General features: G+C 66.2%; 14 protein-coding genes, 1 tRNA gene and 1 pseudogene. 8 read left to right on the top strand and 8 right to left on the bottom strand.

The window, feature by feature from the left end; genetic code table 11:
* Positions 1-31 precede the first annotated feature (31 nt).
* Positions 32-1,255, bottom strand: a complete 1,224-nt coding sequence (gene argE / locus BLU17_RS04855; RefSeq protein WP_091995328.1) for an acetylornithine deacetylase — start codon at positions 1,253-1,255, stop codon at positions 32-34.
* Between the two features lie 184 nt (positions 1,256-1,439).
* A complete protein-coding gene (gene mfd, locus BLU17_RS04850) occupies positions 1,440-4,919 on the bottom strand; it encodes a transcription-repair coupling factor (RefSeq protein ID WP_091995325.1) in 3,480 nt (1,159 codons plus the stop codon).
* 280 nt (positions 4,920-5,199) lie between these two features.
* Between mfd and ispD the strand changes: the two genes are divergently transcribed.
* The 3 genes and pseudogenes from ispD to BLU17_RS04835 form a co-directional block, all read left to right on the top strand.
* Positions 5,200-5,919, top strand: a complete 720-nt coding sequence (gene ispD, locus BLU17_RS04845; protein ID WP_091995322.1) for a 2-C-methyl-D-erythritol 4-phosphate cytidylyltransferase — start codon at positions 5,200-5,202, stop codon at positions 5,917-5,919.
* Between the two features lie 32 nt (positions 5,920-5,951).
* Positions 5,952-6,431 (top strand): 2-C-methyl-D-erythritol 2,4-cyclodiphosphate synthase, encoded by a 480-nt coding sequence (gene ispF, locus BLU17_RS04840; RefSeq protein ID WP_091995320.1) that lies wholly within the window; start codon positions 5,952-5,954, stop codon positions 6,429-6,431.
* A gap of 146 nt (positions 6,432-6,577) precedes the next feature.
* Positions 6,578-7,690, top strand: a pseudogene (locus tag BLU17_RS04835) (acyltransferase family protein); the annotation flags it as partial.
* A gap of 46 nt (positions 7,691-7,736) precedes the next feature.
* Here the strand turns inward: BLU17_RS04835 and BLU17_RS04830 are convergent.
* The 3 genes from BLU17_RS04830 to ompR form a co-directional block, all read right to left on the bottom strand.
* Complete coding sequence (locus tag BLU17_RS04830) at positions 7,737-8,285, bottom strand: peroxiredoxin (RefSeq protein WP_091995314.1); 549 nt, start codon at positions 8,283-8,285, stop codon at positions 7,737-7,739.
* A 161-nt stretch (positions 8,286-8,446) separates the two neighbouring features.
* Positions 8,447-9,796, bottom strand: coding sequence for an ATP-binding protein (locus BLU17_RS04825; protein ID WP_091995311.1), 1,350 nt, complete (start codon positions 9,794-9,796; stop codon positions 8,447-8,449).
* Positions 9,797-9,849: 53 nt separating this feature from the next.
* A complete protein-coding gene (gene ompR / locus BLU17_RS04820) occupies positions 9,850-10,584 on the bottom strand; it encodes an osmolarity response regulator transcription factor OmpR (protein WP_027814652.1) in 735 nt (244 codons plus the stop codon).
* A 251-nt stretch (positions 10,585-10,835) separates the two neighbouring features.
* Between ompR and BLU17_RS04815 the strand changes: the two genes are divergently transcribed.
* Both BLU17_RS04815 and BLU17_RS04810 read left to right on the top strand, forming a co-directional pair.
* Entirely contained in the window at positions 10,836-11,150 is a 315-nt protein-coding gene (locus BLU17_RS04815) for a hypothetical protein (protein ID WP_091995309.1), read from the top strand.
* Between the two features lie 694 nt (positions 11,151-11,844).
* Entirely contained in the window at positions 11,845-13,110 is a 1,266-nt protein-coding gene (locus BLU17_RS04810; RefSeq protein WP_091995306.1) for a DUF1501 domain-containing protein, read from the top strand.
* 17 nt (positions 13,111-13,127) lie between these two features.
* Here BLU17_RS04810 and BLU17_RS04805 read toward each other — a convergent pair whose 3' ends face one another.
* Positions 13,128-13,970, bottom strand: coding sequence for a squalene/phytoene synthase family protein (locus BLU17_RS04805; RefSeq protein ID WP_091995304.1), 843 nt, complete (start codon positions 13,968-13,970; stop codon positions 13,128-13,130).
* 381 nt (positions 13,971-14,351) lie between these two features.
* On the opposite strand from BLU17_RS04805, the gene BLU17_RS04800 reads away from it, so the two are divergent.
* Positions 14,352-14,438 (top strand) — tRNA-Leu (locus BLU17_RS04800).
* 152 nt (positions 14,439-14,590) lie between these two features.
* On the opposite strand, the gene BLU17_RS04795 is transcribed toward BLU17_RS04800, so the two are convergent.
* Together BLU17_RS04795 and BLU17_RS04790 are read right to left on the bottom strand one after the other, a co-directional pair.
* Positions 14,591-15,037, bottom strand: coding sequence for a MarR family winged helix-turn-helix transcriptional regulator (locus tag BLU17_RS04795; protein WP_091995301.1), 447 nt, complete (start codon positions 15,035-15,037; stop codon positions 14,591-14,593).
* Positions 15,038-15,273: 236 nt separating this feature from the next.
* On the bottom strand, positions 15,274-16,431 hold the full coding sequence (locus BLU17_RS04790; protein ID WP_091995299.1) for a glycerate kinase: 1,158 nt from the start codon (positions 16,429-16,431) through the stop codon (positions 15,274-15,276).
* 399 nt (positions 16,432-16,830) lie between these two features.
* On the opposite strand from BLU17_RS04790, the gene tig reads away from it, so the two are divergent.
* Entirely contained in the window at positions 16,831-18,177 is a 1,347-nt protein-coding gene (gene tig, locus BLU17_RS04785) for a trigger factor (RefSeq protein ID WP_091995296.1), read from the top strand.
* A gap of 160 nt (positions 18,178-18,337) precedes the next feature.
* Entirely contained in the window at positions 18,338-18,991 is a 654-nt protein-coding gene (gene clpP, locus BLU17_RS04780) for an ATP-dependent Clp endopeptidase proteolytic subunit ClpP (protein ID WP_028224820.1), read from the top strand.
* Positions 18,992-19,125: the final 134 nt, after the last annotated feature.

Below are 19,125 nucleotides of genomic sequence, written 5' to 3'. Positions count from 1 at the left end.
GTCCTGTTTTGTCACTGCGCGTGCGTGCGCGTCATTGCACCTGGGCTCCCACGGACATGCCGTGCACGAGCTTGCGCAGGAAATCTTCGCAGGCCGCGAGCTGGTCGAGCGACACGTATTCGTTGGCCTTGTGTGCCTGCTGGATGTCGCCGGGCCCGCACACCACGCTCGGAATGCCCGCGCGCGCGAAGAGGCCCGCTTCGGTGCCGTAGGCCACCTTGCGCCGCGCCTGGTCGGCGGTGAGCGCGCGCACGAGTTGCGTGATCGCGGCCTGCTCGGTGGCGTCGAGGCCGGGCGCCGCGGCGATCTTCGTGAACTCGATCGCGCCCGCTGCGTGCTCGCGCTGCATTTTCGGCACGAGCGTTTCGCGTGCGTATTGTTCGATGCGCGTGAAGATCGTGTCCGGGTTGAGCGTCGGCAGATTGCGGAACTCGAATGCGAAGCGGCATTCGGCCGGCACCGTGTTGATGGCGTTGCCGCCTTCGACCGTGCTCGTTTGCGCGGTCGTGAACGGCACGTCGTAGAGTTCGTCGAACGGGCCGTTGGCGCGGAATTCGTCGGCCATGTCGCGGATGTAGCAAATGAGTCGCGCCGCGTACTCGATCGCATTCAAGCCGCGCGGCGTGAGCGACGAATGGGCGGCCTGGCCGCGCACGCAGCACTGGTACGCGTTGATACCCTTGTGCGCCACGATCGGACGCATGCTCGTGGGCTCGCCGACGATGCAGCCCTCGGGCCTCACGCCGCGCTTCACGAGCTCTTCGATCATGAGCGGTGCGCCCACGCAGCCCACTTCCTCGTCGAACGAAAGCGCGAGGTGCAGGGGCTTGGCAAGTTTCGTCTGCTGGATCTCGGGGAGCAGCGTGAGCGCCGCGCCGATAAAGCCCTTCATGTCGCACGTGCCGCGGCCGTAAAGCAGGCCGCCGCGGACCTCGGGCCTGAACGGGTCGCTGTCCCACTTCTGGCCGTCCACGGGCACGACGTCGGTATGGCCCGAGAGCACGATGCCGCCGTTCGTCGAGCCGTCGTGCGCGGGCAGCGTGGCGAACAGGTTGGCCCATTTGCCGTCGCGGCCATAGGTGAGCGTCGGTTCGATGCCGCGCGCGCGCAGATCGTCGCGCACGGTTTCGATCAGGCCGAGATTCGGATGACGGCTGACCGTATCCATCGAAACGAGGCGCGTGACCCAGGGGAGCGAGGCGGGAAGGGAGGCGGAGGGCGAGGAGGACTGCGCGGCTTCGGCGGCGAGGGACATATTGGGCTCCGGCTGGCTTGTATTCTTCATCTTACCCAAAAAGAATGGCGCGGGCCAAAGCGGACGAGGCGCGCCGATTCCCCCGGCAGTCGTTCGCGAGGTCCATGGCGCGCTGCAACATCACGCAAAAAAAAAGCCCGCGCGGAGCACTATCCGCGCGGGCGTCGGAGCAGGCAAGCAGCGTTCAGCGCGACGCGCCGGCGCGATTGGGCGCGCCGAGCGCGCGCAGCGTTTCCTTCACCGTCGCCACGCGCACGGCGAGGTCGGGGCTGCGCGTTTCGATGCGCAGCTTGTCCTGGCCCGCGAGCTTGATGTGCTTGTGCTTCTGCACCATTTCGATGATGCGCATGGCGTCGATCGGCGGATTCGGCACGAACTGCAGCCCGATCACGGCTTCGCCCGCGTCGATCTTCGTGATGCCGAGCGGCTTCGCCGCGAGCCGCAGACGATGCGTTTCGATCAGCGCATGGGCCTGCGGCGGCATCTTGCCGAAGCGGTCGATCAGCTCTTCCTGAATGCCGTCGATCGAATCGTCGTGCTCGCAGTTCGCGAGGCGCTTGTAGAGCGACAGGCGCTCCTGCACGTCGCCGCAATAGTCGGCGGGCAGGATGGCGGGCGCGTGCAGGTTGATCTCCGTGGTCGCGGCGAGCGGCGCGTTGAGGTCGGGTTCGCGGCCGTCCTTCAGCGCCTTCACGGCGTCGTTGAGCATGTCCGTGTAGAGCTGGAAGCCGATCTCCTGAATCTCGCCCGACTGCTTGTCGCCGAGCACTTCGCCCGTGCCGCGGATTTCGAGGTCGTGCATCGCGAGATAGAAGCCCGAGCCGAGTTCCTCCATCTGCTGGATCGCTTCGAGGCGGCGCTGCGCCTGCTTCGTGAGCCCCTGCGGATCGTGCACGAGCAGATACGCGTACGCCTGGTGGTGCGAGCGGCCGACGCGCCCGCGCAGCTGGTGCAGTTGCGCGAGGCCGAACTTGTCGGAGCGATGGATGAGGATCGTGTTCGCGGTCGGCACGTCGATGCCGGTCTCGATGATCGTCGTGCAGAGCAGCACGTTCGCACGCTGGGCCACGAAATCGCGCATCACCGCTTCGAGTTCGCGCTCGTGCATCTGGCCGTGCGCGACCGCGATGCGCGCCTCGGGCACGAGCGCTTCGAGCATCGCGCGGCGGTTCTCGATCGTTTCGACTTCGTTGTGCAGGAAGTACACCTGGCCGCCGCGCTTGAGTTCGCGCAGCATGGCCTCGCGGATCACGCTGTCTTCCTCGCGGCGCACGAAGGTCTTGATGGCGAGGCGCTTTTGCGGCGCGGTCGCGATCACCGAGAAGTCGCGCAGCCCTTCGAGCGCCATGCCGAGCGTGCGCGGGATCGGCGTGGCCGTGAGCGTGAGCACGTCCACTTCGGCGCGCAGTGCCTTGAGCGCCTCCTTCTGGCGCACGCCGAAACGGTGCTCCTCGTCGATGATGACGAGGCCGAGGCGCTTGAACTGCACGTCCGACGAGAGCAGCTTGTGCGTGCCGATCACGATGTCGACGGTGCCGTCGTTGATCTGCTGGATCGCCGCGTTCACCTCTTTCGTCGACTTGAAGCGCGACAGTTCGGCGATGCGCACGGGCCAGTCGGCGAAGCGGTCGGTGAAGGTTTGCGTGTGCTGTTCGGCGAGCAGCGTGGTGGGCGAGAGGATCGCCACCTGCTTGCCGCCCATCACGGCGATGAACGCTGCGCGCAGCGCCACTTCGGTCTTGCCGAAGCCGACGTCGCCGCACACGAGGCGGTCCATCGGCTTGCCGCTCGTCATGTCGCCGATCACGGCCGCGATCGCCGCCGCCTGGTCGGGCGTCTCCTCGAAGCCGAAGCTTTCCGCGAACTTCACGTAGTCGCGCGGATCGAGCTTGAACGCGTGGCCCTCGCGCGCGGCGCGGCGCGCGTAGAGGTTCAGCAGCTCGGCGGCCGTGTCGCGGATCTGCTGCGCGGCCTTGCGGCGCGCTTTTTCCCACTGGCCCGAGCCGAGCGCGTGCAGCGGCGCGGTGTCGGGGTCGGCGCCGCTGTAGCGCGAGATCACGTGCAGTTGCGAGACGGGCACGTAGAGCTTGCTGCCGTTCGCGTATTCGAGGTGCAGGAACTCGGTGTCGCCTTCGCCGAGATCCATCGTCACGAGCCCGTGATAGCGGCCGATGCCGTGCTGCGCATGGACGACCGGGTCGCCGACCTTGAGTTCGGAGAGGTCGCGCACCATCGAATCGACGTTGCTCGCCTGTTCCTGACGGCGGCGTCCGGCGCGACGCGCGAGCGGGCCGTACAGCTCGGTTTCGGTGACGATGGCGAGCCCTTCGCCGGGCAGCGAGAAGCCCGTCGAAAGCGGGGCGACGCCCAGCACGAAACGCTCGTCGGAGGTGAGCCAGTCTTCGTAGCTGTCGGCGCCGGCCGGGCGCAGATGGTTGTCGGCGAGCAGTTGCGCAATGGTCTCGCGGCGGCCCGCCGATTCCACCGCGAACAGCACGCGGTTCTTCGTCGTGCCGAGATAGCCGCGCAGGGCGGCGAGCGGGTCGTCGGCGTGGCGGTCGATGGCGAGGTCCGGCAGCGCGTTGGCCCAGCCGCCCGCGCTCGCGGCCGGCAGCACGAGACGCGCGAACGGCTTGGCGAGCGTGAAGAAGTCGTCTTCGGCGAGGAACAGGCGCTGCGGCTCAAGAATCGGCCGCTCGCGGTCGTGCGAGAGGAAGTTGTAGCGCTGCTTCGTGTCGGCCGAGAAGCGGCGGATCGCGGCGTCGAGATCGCCCGAGAACACGAGCTGCGCGTTCGCGGGCAGATAGTGGAACAGCGTGGCCGTCTCTTCGAAAAAGAGCGGCAGGTAGTACTCGATGCCCGCCGACGGCACGCCGTTGCCCATGTCCTTGTAGATCGTCGCGCGGCTCGGGTCGCCCTCGAACACCTCGCGCCAGCGGCTGCGGAAAGCCGTGCGCGAGGCCTCGTCGAACGGGAATTCGCGGCCCGGCAAGAGCCGCACGTCCTTGACCGGATAGAGGCTGCGCTGGCTGTCCGGGTCGAATGCGCGGATCGAATCGACCTGGTCGTCGAACAGGTCGATACGGTACGGCAGCGGCGAGCCCATCGGGAACAGGTCGATGAGCGAGCCGCGCACGCAGTATTCGCCAGGGCGCACGACCTGGCTCACGTGCTCGTAGCCGGCGAGCGTCAGCTGCGACTTGAGCTTCGCCTCGTCGAGCCGCTCGCCCTGCGCGAACGAGAACGTGTAAGCCGCGAGGAACGACGCGGGCGGCATCCGGTAGAGCGCGGTGGTGGCCGGCACGAGCAGGATGTCGCAGCGGCCTTCGCCGAGGTCGTGCAGCGTGGCGAGCCGCTCGGAAACGAGGTCCTGGTGCGGCGAGAACGTGTCGTAGGGCAGCGTTTCCCAGTCGGGCAGCAGGCGCACGCGCGCCTCGGGCGCGAAGAACGGGATTTCCTGCGCGAGCCGCTGCGCGTCGACGGCGCTCGCGCAGATCGCGGCCAGCAGCGGTGCGGCGGCGGTGCCGGCGCGCGTGGCTTCGCGGTAGCGGGCGATCAGGAGCGCATCGGACGAGCCGTGCGTGCCGTCGAACGCGTAGCGCTGCCCCGGCTTGACGACGGCGACGGGGGACGGTGACTGCGAGGATGCGGCAATATCGGACATAGGCAGCAGGGTGGCCGACGCGTGTGTCGGTATGGTGGCCGTTAATTTTGGCGACGCTGGGCGGCGTGCGACGCACAGATCTGGGGGCCGGGTTCGGGTCTTCAAGTGCGAAGCCGGCTATGAAGCCGCATCGTCCGGTTGCCGACCTTCGCGCAGATCAAGGCTCGAATTCCAGCGAATCCGGGCGCGTTTGCGGCGCGTTTTGCGGGCGTCCGGCGTGCGGGTAAAGGACCTATTATAAAATCCGTCCTTTACTTTGACTCATGCGGCTCGCGATACCGTGACTCCACGCCTTTTTGCCCTGATTCCGTGCGCCGGTACCGGCAGCCGTTCGGGGTCGGCCATGCCGAAACAATATCGAATCGTCGCCGGACGTGACCTCCTGCACTATACGCTCGCCGCTTTCGACGCCTGCAACGAATTCGCGCAGACGCTCGTGGTGATTTCCCCCGACGATAACCACTTCGACGCCCGCCGCTTCAGCGGCCTGCGCTTCGCCGTGCGCCGCTGCGGCGGCGCTTCGCGCCAGGCTTCGGTCTACAACGGCCTCGGCGCGCTCGCCGAATTCGGCGCGCGCGACGGCGACTGGGTGCTCGTGCACGACGCGGCGCGCCCCGGTATTACGCCCGCGCTGATCCGCACGCTCGTCGAGACGCTCAAGGACGACCCCGTAGGCGGCATCATGGCGTTGCCGGTGGCCGACACGCTCAAGCGCGCCGCGCCCAAAAGCGATGCCGCGAGCGGCGTGCACATCGCGCGCACCGAAGCGCGCGACGGTCTCTGGCAGGCCCAGACCCCGCAGATGTTCCGCATCGGCATGTTGCGCGCCGCCATCGAGCGTGCGCAGCAGGACGGCCACGATCTCACCGACGAAGCGAGCGCGATCGAGTGGCTCGGTCACGCGCCGCGTCTCGTGCAGGGCAGCCTGCGCAACTTCAAGGTTACGTACCCCGAAGACTTCGCGCTCGCCGAGGCGATCCTCAGCCGGGCCGCAGAATAAGCGCATCGCAACCATCCACCGGAACCCCACACATGGACATCAGAATCGGACAAGGCTACGACGTGCACGCGCTGGTGCCGGGCCGTCCGCTCGTGATCGGCGGCGTGACGATCCCTTACGATCGCGGCCTGCTCGGACACTCGGACGCCGACGTGCTGCTGCACGCCATCACCGACGCGCTGTTCGGCGCTGCCGCGCTCGGCGATATCGGCCGCCATTTTCCCGACACCGACAAGCAGTTCTACGGCGCCGACAGCCGCGTGCTGCTGCGCGAGTGCCTGCGCCGCGTGCAGGAAGCGGGCTTCACGCTCATGAACGTCGACACCACGGTGATCGCGCAGGCGCCCAAGCTCGCCCCCCATATCGAGGCGATGCGCAAGACGATCGCCGAAGACCTGAACCTGCCCATCGAACGCGTCAACGTGAAGGCCAAGACGAACGAAAAGCTCGGCTATCTGGGCCGCAGCGAAGGGATCGAAGCGCAGGCCGCCGTGCTGCTCACGCGCGCGTGAGCAGCATCCAGCCCTCGTTTGGAAGGGCTGGAGAAAGCGAGCAGTGCGCGCGCCTGCTCCCGCCACGGCGGAGACCATCGTCTCTACGGTTTTTCTTGCCGATTAATTTCCGTTTTTTTCGTCCCATACTGAACCGCTAACGGGAAGTGGGGAGGGCAATGGCGGGAGTTCAAAGTCGCGTGAAAGGCCTCGACGGCCTGCGGGCGCTCGCGGTCGTGCTCGTATTCCTTTCGCACAAGGCTCACGTCGATGCCATCGACGCGGGCAAGATCGGCGTCTGGCTGTTTTTTCTGATCAGCGGCTATCTCATCATCGGCGAACTGCATCGCAACCGGCTGCGCATCGAGCAGCACGGCGCACGCACGGCCGCGCTGCTGTACGTGTTCTTCATGAAGCGCGCGCTGCGCATCTTTCCCGTGTACTACCTGCTGCTCGTCGCGCTCGCCATTGCGCATGCGAGCTTCTATCAGCGCGACGTCGAGCTGGGTCTCGCCTGGCATTTCGTCTTCCTTTCCAATTACTGGATCGGCATGGTGCACGACGGCTGGCCCGGCACCGTTTCGCATTTCTGGAGTCTCGCGGTCGAGCAGCAGTTCTATCTGGTCGCGCCGTTCGCATTGCTGTTCGCGCGCGCGTCACGCCATCTCGCGCTGTGCGCGGTGACGATCGTCGCCGCTGCGCTTGCCCATCTAGCGCTTTACGAGGAAAGTGCGATCGCGCCGCTCATCTACGCGCTCTCGCCGTGGAATTTCGCCATGCTCGCGCTTGGCGGCGCGCTGGCGATCGGCGGCGCACGCGTGTCCTTGCGGCCCGGGGTGCCGGGTCTCGCCTGGCTTGCCGGAGCGTGGGCGGCGATCGGCGGCTTCGCGCTGGCGCGCGCGGATTGCGCCGAACGTGCGGGGAGCGCGGTGCTGCCGGGCCTCTTCGATATCGGGCTTGCGCTCTCGCTCGGCGCGCTGTTCCTGTGGCTCGTGCGCCGCCAGGAAAGCGCTATCGTCGCGGTGCTCGAAATGCGTCCGCTCGCGTATCTCGGCACGATCAGCTACGGCTTCTATCTGTTCCACAATCTCGTGCCGTCGCGACTTGGCGTGGCGCCGGGACTCTACGCACGGCTGCACGTGCCGGACGCGGCGCAACCGTTCCTCGCGCTCGCGCTGCAGTTCGCGCTGGCCGTGCTGCTCGCGCATCTCTCGTGGCAGGTGCTGGAGAGGCGCGTGCTCGAATGGAAGCGCCCGCTCGAAACGGCGATACGCAATCGCCTGCCCGCGCGCGCCACGGCGGGCCAGACGTGATGCGAGCGCCGCGCTAGAGCGTCGCGCCGCCAATCTCCCGGTCGCCGGGGCACAGCTCGCCGGTTTGCAGGCCGTCGAGCACGCGCAGGACTTCCTCGGCGCTGCGCCCGACGTTCAGATTGTTCACCGTCACGTGCTGGATCGTGTTGTCGGGATCGACGATGAAGGTCGCGCGCAGCGCCACGCCTGCTTCCTTGTCGCGTATGCCAAGCTGGTCGATGAGCTCGCCCTTCACGTCGCCGAACGAATAGTGATTGAGGCGATCGAGGTCCTTGTCTTCGCGCCGCCACGCGAGCTTCACGTACTCGTTATCGCAACTGCCGCCCATCACGACCGTGTCGCGATCATCGAATTCCTTGATGAGCCGCGCGAACGCGACGATCTCGGTGGGGCAAACGAGCGTGAAGTCCTTGGGGTAGAAGTAAATGACTTTCCACTTGTTCGAGAAGGTCTGCTCCGTGATCTCGACGAACGCGGATTCGCCGTTTTCCTCGGGATGGTTGAAGCCGGGCTTCGCGGCCGTGACGGTGAAGGCTTCGAGTTTGTCGCCCACGGTTTTCATGGCGGAGGTCCTCAGACGAGACGCGGACCGGCCGGTCCGCTTTGACGCCGCACGCGCACTGCGTAACGTGGCGTGCCTGTGAATCCGATTGTCGCAGGTGCGGCGGGCGCATGCTGCGAGGGTGCGCCGCCCTTGCGATTCGATCCGGCGAGGCGCGCGCTTTAAGCGCCCTTGGCGAGCGGGAACTCGATCGTCACTTCGAGACCCGGGCCGGGCAGGCGGTTGCGCAGGCGCAGCGCGCCGCGATAGCGGCCCACGAGCCGCTGCACGATCGCCATGCCGAGGCCCGTGCCGTTGGCCTGGGTGCGGGCGGTGTCGACGCGGTAGAACGGCCGCGTGACGAGCGAGAGCTGGTCTTCGGGAATGCCGGGGCCTTCGTCGACCACCGAGAGCTCGACGCGCGAATGCGAGACGCGCGTTTCGAGCATGATGTGGGGAATGCCGTCGGTTTCGCTCGCGCCATATTTGCGTGCGTTCTCGATGAGGTTGCCCACCACGCGGCGCATGTCGGTGTCGTCGGCTTCGATCATGGCCGAGGGCGCGAGCCGCGTGATGAGGCGCACGCCGTCTTCGCTCGCCATGCGCGCGGCCATCTCGCCGGCGATCACCGAAAGATCGACGCGCTCGGGCATGCGCTGCATGGGGCGCGCGTAATCGAGGAAGCGGCCGATGATCATGTCCATCTGTTCGATGTCGTCGATCATCGCGTCTTTCGTCGCCTGGTCGGACGGACTCATTTCCGTTTCGAGGCGCAGGCGCGCGAGCGGCGTGCGCAGATCGTGCGAAATGCCCGCGAGCATCAGCGCGCGGTCGGCCTCCAGTTGCTCGAGATCGCGCACCATCTGGTTGAACGAACGATTGGTTTCGGCCGCGACGCCCATGCCGCTTTCGGGCAACGGCGCCGGCGACTGCCCGGAGCCCAGCATGCGCGCCGACATGGCGAGGCGGGCGAACGGGCGGTTCACGAGACTCGTGATGAAGGCCGCGCCGAACAGCGAGAGCGCGAGCGCGGAAATCCCCCATCCCACCCACTGCAGGCCCGTGACGTTGTCGAGCTGGTCGCGGTCGAGCGCGACCCAGTAGTCGTCGTCGTCGATCTTGAAGCTGATCCAGACGCCGGGGATATCGTTCACGGACTGCGCGATCACGGTGTCGTCGCCAAGACGACCGCGAATGTCATGCTCGATCAGGCGGTTGAGCGACTCGTCGGGCTGCAGCTTGTATTTGTCCGTGGTCTCGCGAGGATAGACGCGCACACCCTCGTTGCTCTCCAGGTCCTGCAGCAGCGCGCGGCGCAGATCGGGATCGGAGTAGAGGAGCGCCGTGCGCGTGAGCTTGACGATGGCGACGAGCTGAAGCGCCACGCGCTGCGCGCGCGGCTCGCGTTCGATCACGCGGAAGCTCTGAAACCATGCGGCGAGACTGACCGCTATGAGAAGGGCGATCAGCAGGAAGGTGCGCCAGAACAGATCGCCGAACGCGAGCGTGAGCAAACGCCGGTCAATCCGCATGGGCCCTTCCCGTTTCAACAGAGGCAGTGCAGACAACGAGACACCATCCAGGATCAGGCGGCGCCGTCGGGAATGAACACGTAGCCGAGGCCCCAGACCGTTTGAATGAAACGCGGGCTGCCCGGATCGGGCTCGATGAGCTTGCGCAGACGTGAGATCTGCACGTCGAGACTGCGGTCGAACACTTCGTATTCACGGCCGCGTGCGAGTTCCATGAGCTTTTCGCGCGAGAGCGGTTGGCGCGGATGACGCGCGAACACCTTGAGCACCGAGAATTCGCCGGTGGTGAGCGGAATTTCCTGGCCCGCCTTGGTGAGCGTGCGGGTGGCGAGATTCAACGCGAACTCGCCGAACTCGAATACCTCGGTGGTTTCGGAGGGCGCGCCCGGCAGTTCGGACGGCGCCTGCCGGCGCAGCACCGCGTGAATGCGCGCAACCAGTTCGCGCGGGTTGAAGGGCTTGGGCAGATAGTCGTCGGCGCCCATTTCGAGGCCGACGATACGGTCCACGTCTTCGCCCTTGGCGGTGAGCATGATGATGGGCGTGCGGTCGTTGCTGCCGCGCAGGCGCCGGCAGATCGAAAGGCCGTCTTCTCCGGGCAGCATGAGATCGAGCACCAGCAGGTCGAAACGTTCGCGCACCCACAGCTTGTTCATGGCGGGCGCGTTTTCGGCCACATATACATTGAAGCCCTGTTCGCCGAGGTAGCGGCGCAGCAGGTCACGAAGTCGGGGATCATCGTCGACAACGAGAATTTTGGACGGGTTTTTGGTTTCCATGCCTGGCATCTTAGCGCGATTGGATAGTGATGCGAGTTTGCACCAATTATCAGGTTACAGTCAGTTACAAAATTTACCCGGCCTGTGGCACGGCATCAAGCACCGGCGGATAGACTTCTTTACGTAAAGCGGCCGTTCGGTAGATACTTCATTCGACTTTAAATTCCAGGCCCGCGCCGAGCCGGGTTCGTACATGCATTCGAGGTAGCCGTTTGCCGCGTCAAGAAGGGAACAAAACGATGGGAGGGGTCAGGCCGACAATGCGCCACACCATGCTTGCACTGGCGCTAGCCGGTGGCGTGGTCGCCGCACTGGAGTCGGCGCCGGCCCGGGCCCAGCCTTCTGCAGACCGCTATGAGAATGCGCAGTCTCCCGGTCACGGGCCGGGCGGCAGACCGGCGATGCGGCGCGTGCGCAGCGACCCGATTCCGCATCCTGCATCAGACATCAATCAACGTTCCGCTGTTCCCCCCGATCTCGATCAGCGTCGCCGCGACGGACACATGACGCCCGAAGAGCGTCGCCTCTTGCGCCAGCATATCGAAGACGCCGTGCGCGAACTGTATAAGCGCTGATATCGGCGCGGCGCGCGAAAAATACCGGCGTGGCTTTCACGATTTTGGCGGCACGGCTTCGCGCGGACGGACTAACGAATCGCGCTGAAAAATACAGTAGCCATTGCGCCAGCCGCATTCAGTTTCGCGTGGGCGTTAAGCCGCGATATGCGTTTGAGGCGCTGATGCCTGGTTGCTGGCCGCCAGTCAATATGGCCGCGCAAAACGCGCGCTTGCGGCACCACGCGCGCGGCAGCGCTGCGAAGGCAATACTTGCGGCGCGACGTTGCGGAAGCCGTGTGCCCGTACCGGCCGAAGTCTCGATATCGATAGCCATGCCTCGCACGATGACGGAGAGAAAGACCGTGCTCGGGGTAACGGTGCTTTCGGTGTCGGGGCGCTCGACATCCTGCGCGCGCAGCCGCAAACTGCGATGTCATGCAGCGGTGAAGCTGCGGTGCGAGTTCATTTCCAGCGCGGCCGAAGACTTGCGGAACACGCGTCGCGCGCAAGCGAGGCGACGCGATACGTGACAACGCGGCACGCGCTTCGAGCTTCGAGCACCCATCGATGCGATTGCTGCGGGCAGCGGTGCGGGTTCATGTCTCCAGGCACTGCTGACGGATCCGGTGTGTCAGTTGAAGTGAAGCATGGAAATGATCGGCCGAATTCCAGGTGACAATGTGCGCCGCCGCACTGACGAGCGAGGCAAGGCATGAAGCGACGCGACTTTCTTGCGGCCGGCGCCACGGCTGCCGCTGCGATGGCGGGGGCGGCGCTATCGTTGCCCGGCTCGGCTCGCGCGCAAGGCACGGCGCTCGTGGGTCAATTCACGGGTCAGCTCGTGGGTCACGATACGCACGATACGGCGCCCGGCTACGAGAACCTGCTGATTCTCGTCGAGCTCAAAGGCGGCAACGACAGCCTCAATACGGTCGTGCCTTTTGCCGATCCGCTGTACAACCGCTATCGGCCGAACATTGCCGTGCCGCGCGCTCGCGCAGTGCAACTCGACGAGCGCACTGCGCTGCATCCTTCGCTTGCGCCGCTCATGTCGATGTGGCGCGCACGCGAACTCGCGATCGTGCAGGGCGTGGGCTACGCGCAGCCGAATCGCTCGCACTTTCGCTCGATCGAAATCTGGGACACGGCATCGCGCTCCGATCAATATCTGCGCGAAGGCTGGCTTACGCGCGCGTTCGCGAGCCAGCCGGTGCCACGCGGTTTCGCCGCCGACGCGCTCGTGCTCGGCAGCGCCGAGATGGGGCCGCTCGCGAACGGGGCGTGCACCATTGCGCTTGCGAATCCCGCGCCGTTCGCGAGCGACTCGCCGTTCGGCGCGTCCGTCTTGCTCAGGGAACGCAACCTGGCGCTTGCGGGTGTCGTCGACGTCGAGAGCGGCAACGGGTGTGCGGCAAACGCCTTGCGGCCGCGCGCCGGCGCCTTGAAGACCTCGTTTGCGCCTGGCGCGTTCGGGGCCTCGATCAAAACAGCCATGCAGGCGCTCGCCTCGGCCGGCACGCCGAAGGGCGTGCCGGCGCTTGGGCGCGGCGGCGTCGCGGCCATTCGTCTGACGCTGAACGGGTTCGATACGCACGAGAACCAACCGCAGCGTCACGCCGATTTGCTGCATCAGTTTGCGGCCGGGATGGTGGCGTTGCGCGCCGCGCTCGTCGAACTGGGGCGCTGGAATCGCACGCTCATCGTGACGTACGCGGAGTTCGGGCGGCGCGTGCGCGAGAATCCGAGCCGCGGCACCGATCACGGGGCGGCGTCGGCGCATTTCGTCGCGGGCGGCGGGGTGGCGGGCGGGCTCTATGGACAGGCGCCGCAACTCGCGCGGCTCGACGGCAACGGCGACTTGCCCGTGAGCGTCGACTTCCGGCGGATTTACGCAACGGTGCTTGGGCCATGGTGGGGGCTCGACGCGCGGGCGGTGCTGCAGCAGCGCTTCGAGCCGTTGCCGTTGCTGCGGGCGTAACCCGGGAGCGGGCCGGGTCAGGCACGCCGCGCGGCGCGCCACGCGATCCAGAGTTTGCGGACCGGCGTGAGCACGATCTGCTGATGCAGGACTTGATAACCCTCGCGCTCGACTTCGTCGAGCAGTGCGAGCTCGAGCGCCGCGAGCGCACGCAAGGTGCGCTGCTCGCGCCGCACGGCGGCCGGAATCGCGTCGAGCGCCGCATGCACCGACTCGCGCGCGCGCGAGGTCTGGAACCGCATCAGCTCCGTGAACTCGGCGCTGTAACGCCGGTTGATGAGATCGGCGGCGGTCACGTTGTAGCGTTGCAGCTCATCGATAGGCACGTAGATGCGTCCATGGCGCGCATCGTTGCCGATCTCCGGCACGAACTGCGCGAGCATCAGCGCATTGCCAAGCGGCTCGGCCCAGCGGGCGGCGGAGCGGCGGTCTTCGTCCGTGCGCGCGCTCAGTTGCGCGACGAGCGAGGCGAACGTTCCGCCCACGCCGTTCATATAGCGGCGCAGGTTCGGCAGGTCGAGATAGCGCGCTTGCTCGAAGTCCATCTCGAAGCCGGCGAGCAGCGCCTGCAAGCCAGGATAGACGGCGCTCACATCGTCGACATGCTGCGCGATCGCCTGCGTGACCGGATGCGCGGGATTGCCCGCGGTGAGCGCCGCCAGTTCCTTTTGCCACCAGGCGAGCTTCGTGCGGCCGACCGTGGGATCGCTTGTCTCTTTCGCGGTTTCCTCGAGTTCGCGACGCAGCGCGAAGAGGGCGGTGAGAAGCGGCTGGCGCGCGGCGCGAGCCTGACGCAGTGCATAGTAGTTGCTCGAACCGGGGGGGGCCGCCTTTTGCAGGCAGTAGTCGTCGAAGTTCACGGCGCTCGGAGGGTGTGGGGCGATGCAGCTCGCACGGCGAGCCGGAGCCCGCCGCGACGGCAGATCCGCGATTCTAGCATTCGGGCGACTTTCGACCGGCTGCGCCGGGCGGGCCGGTGCGCTGCCGCGCACCGTTTTGCGGGTGCAGACAAGCGCCGGTCAATCGGTTAGAATCTTGCGCTTTCGAGCGCGTGCGGCCGGCCCGACTTCAAAGCATCGCAGCCGGCTGGCGCGGCCAGAAAGCGAGCCGGATTGCGGGCAAGGCGAGATACGCCGCCCGGCGTCTCACGAGGACTCGATCAGTCGGCAGTCGCGGAGGGTTGTATCGCAAGCGTTATTCGCAGCGGTCCTGCCGGGCGCACGGAGCAAGCGCAAGAATTCGCGTGAGTGGCGAAATTGGTAGACGCACCAGGTTTAGGTCCTGACGCCCGCAAGGGTGTGCCGGTTCGAGTCCGGCCTCACGCACCATAAAAAAGGCCATGTCCCGGAGGGGGCATGGCCTTTTTGTTTTGAACGGCGCGATGCGGGCGCGGTGAAACTCAGCCGTGCAAAAGAACGATGGCGGCCGGTTACGCGATCGCCATCTGTTTAGGTTATTGCCCCTGTTTGCATCGGCGGCTCTACTGCTCGGCCTGCATCGCGTTGATGACTTTGTCGAGTGCGCGCGCAAGCGTGTCGCGTTCCTTGTCGTCGAGGCTTGCGAAGAGGTCGACATTCCACTTGCGCGCGACGGGCATGACCTTGCGATAGAGTTCGCGCCCGCCGGTTGTGAGCGAAACGAGCACGAGGCGTCCGTCTTCTTCGCTCGCGGCGCGCTGCATGAGGCCGCGGCGTATCAGCGCCTCGGCTGCACGGCTTGCCTGGCTTTTGTCGAGGTTCGCGTGGCGCGCAAGCTCCATCACCGAAAACGGACCGAACGCACCCACAGCTGCAATGAGCCGAGCTTCCGGCAGCGTGATGCCGAGCTTCGCCTGATAGCGTTCGCTCGCACCGCGCTCGGAAAGCTTGTTCAGGACATGCAGCCGATAGGTGAGGAATTGTTCGAGTCCGGCTTTGCTTGCCTTCATGGGAGTCCTGGTCTGGTCGCTTGGGAAGGGCGCGATCCGGTCGCGCTTTTATGATTGTTGTCCCATCTGGCGCGCCGGTCAACGCGTCCGAACCCTCGTGCCGAGCGCCCGGCGGGAGCGCACGAATCTATTAATCGCTTACTGCGGAATGGGCCGCGCGGTCAGCCTGCGGATCGGCTCGCGCAGAAGCAGCCGGCGAGGCCGGGGCCGTGCGCGCCCGGCGTGCAGTGGACGGCTCAGTTGTGTGTACGCGCAGCGTACTTGAGGCGCGCGAGCTGCTCGGCTTCGTTGGCGAGCAGGTGCGCGGCGTCGCGGATCGCCGTATCGAGCGTGATGGGTCCCGGCGCGGGAGAAAAGCAGCCGCTGAAGTGCGCGGCGAGGCGAGGCAGCGCGGCCGCGTCCACGGCGCCCGAGAGCAGCGTGGCCGGCACGCCCGCAGCCGCGGCGTGGCGGCAGGCGACGAACGGGGCCTTGCCGTGCAGCGTCTGCACGTCCGAGCGGCCTTCGCCGGTGATGAGCCAGTCCGCGTTTTCGAGGGCTTCGTCCAGACCGATGGTGCGCGCAACTACTTCGGCGCCGGGCTCGAAGCTCGCGCCGAGCAGGCGCAGCGCGAAACCCAGGCCACCGGCCGCGCCCGCGCCCGCCTCGTCGCGCACGCGGCGGCCGAGGGCGGCTTCGAGCAGATCCGCGAAACGGCCGAGCGCGGCGTCGATCGGCGCGACCTGGTCGGGTGTCACACCCTTTTGCGGGCCGAACACGGCGGTGGCGCCGTGATCGCCGGTGAGCGGATTGTCGACGTCCGACATGGCGACGAACGATGCCTCGCGAAGCCGCGCGTCGAGGCCCGAAACGTCCACGCGCGCCACCTGCGCGAGGGCTTGCGGCGTGGGCTCGATCGCGTTGCCGGCGGCGTCGGAGAGCTGCAGGCCAAGGCCGGCGAGCAGGCCCGCTCCCGCGTCGTTGGTGCTGCTGCCGCCGAGCGCCACATAAAAGCGCCGCACGCCTTCGTCGAGCAGCGCGCGGATCGCTTCGCCCATCCCGCGCGTGCTACGCGCGGCGACCGGCACGCCCATGCCCACCGGGTCGGTGATGCCGACGATCTCGGCGGTCTCGACGATCGCGCTGCCGTCGTGGAGCAGGCCGATCGCGGCGTCGCGCCTCGGGCCGGCCGCGCCTTCCACGGTAATGACGCGGCGTTCGCCGCCCGTCGACAGCATCGCGTCCAGCGTGCCTTCGCCGCCGTCGGCCATGGGGCGGATGCGGATGTCGGCGTCGGCGCGCACGCGGCGGATGCCCTCTGCGATCGCGGAGGCGACCCCGTCCGCGCTGAGCGAGCCTTTGAAAGAATCGGGAGCAATGACGATAACGGGAGCGTCAGTCGACGAATTCGGCATGGTGTCTCTGCTGGAAGAATTGTGGTCGGAGCGGCTGCGGCCGGCGGGGCGTCCGGCGCGAGGGTAAGCTTAACAGCCTCCCCGCACGCGCTGGATACCGGTGTTGCGATAGCGCGCATCGGGGCGTATCGCACACCACCATTGCATCCGAAAGGCAATTCCACTGGGTCCGCGAAATAGTTTGCTAAAATACTTGGCTCTTTTGACGGGACCGCGCCGCAATCCGCCCGTTTTGGCGCTGTGGAGCGGCGCACCGAGGCACCGGCAGAGGATTGCCAGCGCGGGCTGACCCAGCGGCAAGCCGCTGGCGGAACGCTCATCGGGCTGCCCCAACGGGCTGCGGCACGCAAAGACTACAGATTACTGATTCGCTCGAACAATTTTAGGACGATTGAAGCCATGGCTAACGTTGTTGAAAACCTCGGCAAGCTCGAACGCCGCGTGACGATTTCCCTGCCGAAGGATGCCGTGCAGAAAGAAGTCGAGTCGCGCATCCGTAAACTCGCCAAGAACGTGCGCATGCCGGGTTTCCGCCCGGGCAAGGTGCCGCTCAAGATGGTCACGCAGCAGTATTCGGGCCAGGTCGAAGCCGAAGTCCTGAGCGACAAGGTCGGCAAGGAATTCTTCGACATCAGCCGCGCCGAGAACCTGCGCGTCGCCGGCCAGCCGAGCTTCGCCCCGAAGGTCGAAGCCGCCGAAGGCGACTACGCGTTCGACGCGACCTTCGAGGTCTACCCGGAAGTGACGCTGGGCGACGTCGCAACGGCCGAAATCGAGCGCACGACGACCACCATCACCGAAGCCGAAATCGACCGCACGCTCGATATCCTGCGCAAGCAGCGCGTGCACTTTCACGCACGCGGCGAAGCGGGCGAGCACGGTGACGGCGGCGCCGACACCGCAGCGAAGGAAGGCGACCGCGTGACGGTCGATTTCGTCGGCAAGATCGACGACGTCGCATTCCCGGGCGGCAGCGCGGAAGGCTTCGCGTTCGTGCTGGGCGAAGGCCGCATGCTGCCCGAATTCGAAAAGGCCGCGATCGGCCTGAAGAAGGGCGAATCGCGCGAATTCGACCTCGCGTTCCCGGAGGACTATCACGGCAAGGACGTCGCGGGCAAGACGGCGAAGTTCACGATCACGATGCAGCAGATCGAATGGCCGCACCTGCCGGAAATCGACGCGGAGTTCGCGAAGTCGCTCGGCATCGCCGACGGCGATCTCGTGAAAATGCGCGCGGAAATCAAGGAAAACCTCGAGCGCGAGGCGAAGCGCCGCACGCAGGCCATCGTCAAGAACCAGGTCATGGACGCGCTGCTGAAGATCGCCGAACTCGACGTGCCGAACGCACTCGTCGAGCAGGACCAGCAACGTCTCGTCGAAATGGCGCGCGCGGACCTCGCGCAGCGCGGCGTGCCGAACGCCAAGGACGCGCCGATTCCGGCCGAAATGTTCAAGGAGCAAGCCGAGCGCCGTGTGAAGCTCGGCCTCGTGCTGGCCGAGCTCGTGAAGGCCAACGGCCTCGAGGCGAAGCCGGAGCAGATCCGTGCCGAAGTCGACGAATTCGCGAAAAGCTACGAGGACCCGAAGGAGGTCGTGCGCTGGTATTATTCCAACCAGCAGCGTCTGGCCGAAATGGAAGCCTACGTCGTCGAATCTAACGTCGTGGACTTCGTCATCGGCAAGGCCAAGGTGACGGACAAGCAAGTTAGCTTCGAAGAACTGGCAAGCGCGACGGCGCAGGCTTAAATCTGCCCGCTACGGCGTGCCGGCTGTCGGAGCGACCGACGGCCAGCACGCCGTTTTTGTATCCGCAGGTTTTAGCCATGTTGTTCGTGTGGTTGATTTGACCGGGGTCCGTCTCCATACGGGTTTATCAGAAGAACTTTTCCAGACAAGGATGCACCGCATGACCATTCGCGCTCAATCGCTGGATACGTTGACCTCCCACGCATCGCGGGACCTCGACCCGCAGGCGCTCGGGCTCGTGCCGATCGTCGTCGAAACGAGCGGCCGCGGCGAACGCTCCTACGATATCTATTCGCGGCTCCTCAAGGAGCGCGTGGTGTTCCTGGTGGGCGAAGTGAACGACCAGACGGCGAACCTCGTGGTCGCCCAGCTGCTGTTCCTCGAAAGCGAAAACCCGGACAAGGACATCAGCCTGTACATCAACAGCCCGGGCGGTTCGGTGTCGGCCGGCATGGCGATTTACGACACGATGCAGTTCATCAAGCCGGACGTTTCGACCCTTTGCATGGGGCTCGCGGCCAGCATGGGCGCGTTCCTGCTGGCGTCGGGGGCCAAGGGCAAGCGTTTCGCGCTGCCGAATTCGCGCGTGATGATTCACCAGCCGCTCGGTGGCGCTCGGGGCCAGGCGTCGGATATCGAAATCCAGGCGCGCGAAATCCTGTACCTGAAGGAGCGCCTGAACCAGTTGCTCGCGCACCATACCGGTCAGCCGGTCGAGCGCATTGCGCGCGACACCGATCGCGACAACTTCATGTCGGGCGACGACGCCCAGGCGTACGGTCTCGTCGACCAGGTGCTGCACAAGCGTCCGTAATTCCGCGCGAGCGACCGTTGCGCGTCCGACCCCGAAAAGAACCGGAGCGGCCCATACGCGCAACCCGGCCCCCGTACAAAAGGGGATAGTCGGCGCCGCGCAGACCTTGTGAAATAATCGGCATACGCGCTTCG

This window comes from Paraburkholderia lycopersici (assembly GCF_900096975.1).
In the GTDB taxonomy this organism is placed as follows: Bacteria; Pseudomonadota; Gammaproteobacteria; order Burkholderiales; family Burkholderiaceae; genus Paraburkholderia; species Paraburkholderia lycopersici.
Note: the sequence above shows the minus strand (reverse complement) of the source record. Positions and strands in the feature narration are given on the sequence as shown.